The following is a 3,948-nucleotide window of genomic DNA, read 5'->3' as shown; positions in this document are numbered from 1 at the left end:
CGACGAGTGGCATTCAGTTCGGGGAACAGCATTTATTTTGCGGATCGCAAACTCTCCAAACAACTCAACGAACCGTTCAAAACCCAACCCGACACCGCTTGTCGGTACGGTTCCCTTTTGGTCAGTTCCTGCAATGAAGGGGCGATCGCCTTCCACAGCAGCGACGGTCAACCCCTGCGCGTGAAAATTGTAGACTGGGAGAGCGACGATCCCGCAGAACGAGAAGAAGCCCGAAAATTTAGCACGGGGGACTGTCACGGCAAAATCTCCCCTCGACTGGCTAAAGCGATGGGAGGCAGGGGCAATGGACCTTTTCAATTTCGCTTTGCATGGATGCAAAAGTTATTCGCCGACATTTGGTATTTGAAGCAAAAATACCAACAATGATTCCATTCGTGCAACAAGTGCTTTGAGTTGATGTTCCGTGAGCCTCGGTTCAATGCTATGTGTATCTCCATTTAGAGCCTCAACAAATGAAAGAACTGCACGAACATCATGTTCTACAAATTTCTGGAATGAATTGTTGTTAATATGTCGGCATATATACAATAAGCGTGCACGTCGAGTGGGACGATTATTGTGAAAATATTGATCTTCGGTAGACCATTTCCGAATCTCGCTGTCAGGTGCAAGTGTATGTAAAACGTGGGTGAATAGTTCGCGAATTGATGTAGTTACATGACGCACTCGGTCTGGATTGTCAGAGGATAAAGAATAACGAGCACCTTGCAATAAACGACATAATCTGGAATCGTAATTTTCTAGAATTTCATCGGCTGATGGTATGGATTCAAAAAGTACCTCGCTAATCTCAACTTCATTCTCATCTTCTGCCTCTCGATCTTCAACAGTGATACTCTCAAGAACTTCAAGTTCACGATAATATTCAACAGGCGAATAGGTTGAAATCAAAGACACAGGCTGATAGATATCTTGTTTCATCGCTACAGAATCGACAAGAGATTTATAAGAATCCGTAAAATCACTAAAATTGACTGCTAGTTTTTGAACAAAATCATTATTGATTTTAGCCAGCTTACCAAGCGGAAAGCGATCCAGTTCTGCTAGTTTAGCTTGTGCCATCAGAGAAACCGACAGCACTCGTGACGTATCAAGTTCTGCCAACGCAGACATCCTAGAATTACTTGCAAGAATACTTTGAATGTGATGCTGCTCTTGACAGGCTTTCAAAAGCATCGAATTTTTAATCGAAATATTTTCAAATGCACGAGTTAGATTTGTGCTTGCACTAAGTTGATTTGCAAAGCCCATTGCTTTATGTGCTGCATTCACCACATTTATTTTATTTTCAATCCCCATTGTTGCATTCAACTTATCAAAAGTTGCGCTTGCTGTGTTCGCAGAACTTAATTGATCTGCAAGCTCTATTTTATTTAATCTGTCAAAAGCTGTACTCATTGAGAGTAACTCAGATGCAGGACTCATTGCTTTTACGGCATTAACAGAACTAAAAATAGAACTGTGGAGAGCCATTTGTTTGTTTAATTCGTCAAATAACTTAGGATCGATCAATGGTCTGTTCTCCGTATAAATACTTAACTATAAATTGCAAGAGAAAACATTTATAGCTTTTTGTTTAATCTGGATGTCGTAATGTTGTAACCAAACTTACTAAACAATCTATTTTCTCTTAGTTTTAGATTGTAGCATAATACACTCGTATTGAGGTGGATAGCCCCAAAAGCGCCACTCGTTTCGATGAATGCCATCCCACCCTCATTCAAGAAGCCAAACGCTGGACGGAAGCGCATCCCAGTCCCCTCTTCGACCTCAAGAAAGATTCGCGCCTTTATAAAACTTTACCTTTGCCGACTGACGAGAAAAATCCAATTCTGGCGATCGCCCGAGAGGCAGTCAATCCGGCATGGGAACGAACCCGCATTCGTTCTCGCCATCGGCACGAATTTCGCTATCTCTTCCCTCCTCCTGCCCGTAAAAGCGATCGCAAGCAGTGGGAACGAGATTATCTGCCTTGGGCAAAAGCTCTGAAAGAACGTGCAAATCAACGGGGACGGGAAATTCACCAACTCCATTTTTGAGTTCGCGGAGGAGTTTCAGCGACAACGAGAACCTTTACCCCACGATACTTAGGTTCTTAGCATTCCTTTTGAAAAGGCAAAAGGAAAAGATTTTACGGGAAAGTTTAAAGATGCTAATGCTAAGAAAATGCGTTTTCACTGATTATCCAGAACCAAGATTTTCTATTTCAACACAAAATGCTCCACTATTATTTTGCGGATCGCTATCATTGACTAGAAACTCCAACATCCCAGATACTTCGGCGACCATATCTATTCCGTTACCTACCGAAAACCAACCCTCCAAATCTTGCATTCCTGGTTGAAAAATTCTTCCAAGAAGATGACCGTGTAAAGCATTTGAAAAATGATTGTAACTCGTGCCATAAGAAATACCTGCGGGACTAGCTGAACCTGCAAAAAGTCCTAATCGAATACTCCCACTTGCTCTAATTCTAATTTTGTCCCCAGCATTAACTGATATACTTTCATTCGCAAATTGGTAAGCACCTGAAATTTTGTTGGTACATGTTGGCAAACGCAAGCGTACTTCTCGAATTAAGCCACGATCAACATCGCCCCAAAGATCGGGAGCCTGATTTTCATTAATTGTTGGCAATATTCCTTCTCCCTCTCCAAAAGTAGAAATAACAATATGCCCATCTTTCTCAATAACCGTTCGATTTACTATTCCGGGATGGAGAGCATGATCTTCCCTTGTATAGTTTGTAATAGAATATTGGTTTTGATTCACAGTAGTTCTGATAGGATCTTCACCAAAAGGTCCCGGTATATCAAGGATAGTTATTTTACAATTCTGAACGGGTGTTACTTGATCGGTAGGTGCAATAAATCGTACTTGACTCAGCATTATATTAAACACAAAATCTTGAGTACAACCGGGCAAGTCAATAGAACAAACTTTGTTCTCTACTGTATATTCATGATATGAAGATGATGAAGAGTTGTAACTCGCTTGAAGTTGATTGTCGTTGCAAGGTGATAAGGCAATAGCTTTTTCACAAAAGGCACCAATTGCAACAATCAAAGAAGAAACTATGATGAGAAATGATGATTTCTGACAATTCATTCTTACCTCTTTTAAAAAGATTATAGGACAAATGCTTTGAGTCAGGTTCCTCTACTTGGTGGATCGATCCAACCTTACACTACAAAACCCAAACTGAGCAACCATTCAAGTAACTATCTTACTCCCAAAACCAACACGGGAAAAAAAACCTTCAAATATCTGCACAAATACTGCGAAAAGACTCTCGCTTATTGCCAGTAGCAGGGTTTGACGACGCTCGAAGATTTTGCCGAAGCCCTCGAAAGCATCAGCGAGGAGGACAACCCCAAACTCAAAATTGCCGTTGAGGTCAATACGGGGGGCATTGCCATGAAATTGGCGAACAAACCCGAACTCGGTACGACTACAGGCAAGTACATGATGCAGCATTTGGGCTTTGATGAGGAGGAGCAGGGAAAATTTACTCGCACGGGGATCGAGCAGGCACTCAATCCGGAACAAGAGCGAGAAGAAGGAGACGAGATTGACGATTTGCTCGACTCTTTTGAGGGAGAAACGGAGGAATCGGAGGACATTGACGATCGCCCTGATGAAGCCAAGCCCCAACGACTCCGGAAAGAGCCTCGCCGCGTTGTTTCAACTCCTGAAAAGAGTTCGCCCCAAGTCCCTCGCGGCAACGGGTTCATCGATTATGACAGTCTTTTGGATCGAGCGGCTGTCGTGGGGGCTGCGGCTGCTAATCAAGGCAATGAACTCGATGGGGCAAATCTGAACGGTGTGACGTTCTCTCCCGTCAAATCAAAGATTATGACGGGAGCTTCTCTTCCTCACGAATAGAGCTTCCTGTTTCGCAGGCTGACTACTGTCTACGCCTCCACA

General features: G+C 42.8%; 5 protein-coding genes. 3 read left to right on the top strand and 2 right to left on the bottom strand.

Annotated elements, in window-relative coordinates:
- Positions 1 to 387: hypothetical protein (locus tag VB714_RS14830; RefSeq protein ID WP_323225390.1), on the top strand; the 387-nt coding region annotated here is incomplete at its 5' end.
- Here VB714_RS14830 and VB714_RS14825 read toward each other — a convergent pair.
- Positions 343 to 1,533, bottom strand: a complete 1,191-nt coding sequence (locus VB714_RS14825; protein ID WP_323225389.1) for a hypothetical protein — start codon at positions 1,531 to 1,533, stop codon at positions 343 to 345. The genes VB714_RS14830 and VB714_RS14825 overlap by 45 nt on opposite strands.
- Positions 1,534 to 1,688: 155 nt before the next feature.
- On the opposite strand from VB714_RS14825, the gene VB714_RS14820 reads away from it, so the two are divergent.
- Positions 1,689 to 2,060 carry a hypothetical protein gene (locus VB714_RS14820; RefSeq protein ID WP_323225388.1) on the top strand — a complete coding sequence of 124 codons (372 nt, stop codon included), beginning with the start codon at positions 1,689 to 1,691 and terminating at the stop codon, positions 2,058 to 2,060.
- A gap of 142 nt (positions 2,061 to 2,202) precedes the next feature.
- Here the strand turns inward: VB714_RS14820 and VB714_RS14815 are convergent, their stop codons facing one another.
- Positions 2,203 to 3,129, bottom strand: a complete 927-nt coding sequence (locus tag VB714_RS14815) for a hypothetical protein (protein ID WP_323225387.1) — start codon at positions 3,127 to 3,129, stop codon at positions 2,203 to 2,205.
- Between the two features lie 207 nt (positions 3,130 to 3,336).
- On the opposite strand from VB714_RS14815, the gene VB714_RS14810 reads away from it, so the two are divergent.
- The gene (locus tag VB714_RS14810; RefSeq protein ID WP_323225385.1) at positions 3,337 to 3,906 is read left to right on the top strand and encodes a hypothetical protein; all 570 of its coding nucleotides are present in this window, start codon (positions 3,337 to 3,339) and stop codon (positions 3,904 to 3,906) included.
- Positions 3,907 to 3,948 lie beyond the last annotated feature (42 nt).

This window comes from Spirulina sp. 06S082, from assembly GCF_034932145.1.
Lineage (GTDB): Bacteria > Cyanobacteriota > Cyanobacteriia > Cyanobacteriales > Spirulinaceae > CCY15215.
Note: the sequence above shows the minus strand (reverse complement) of the source record. Positions and strands in the feature narration are given on the sequence as shown.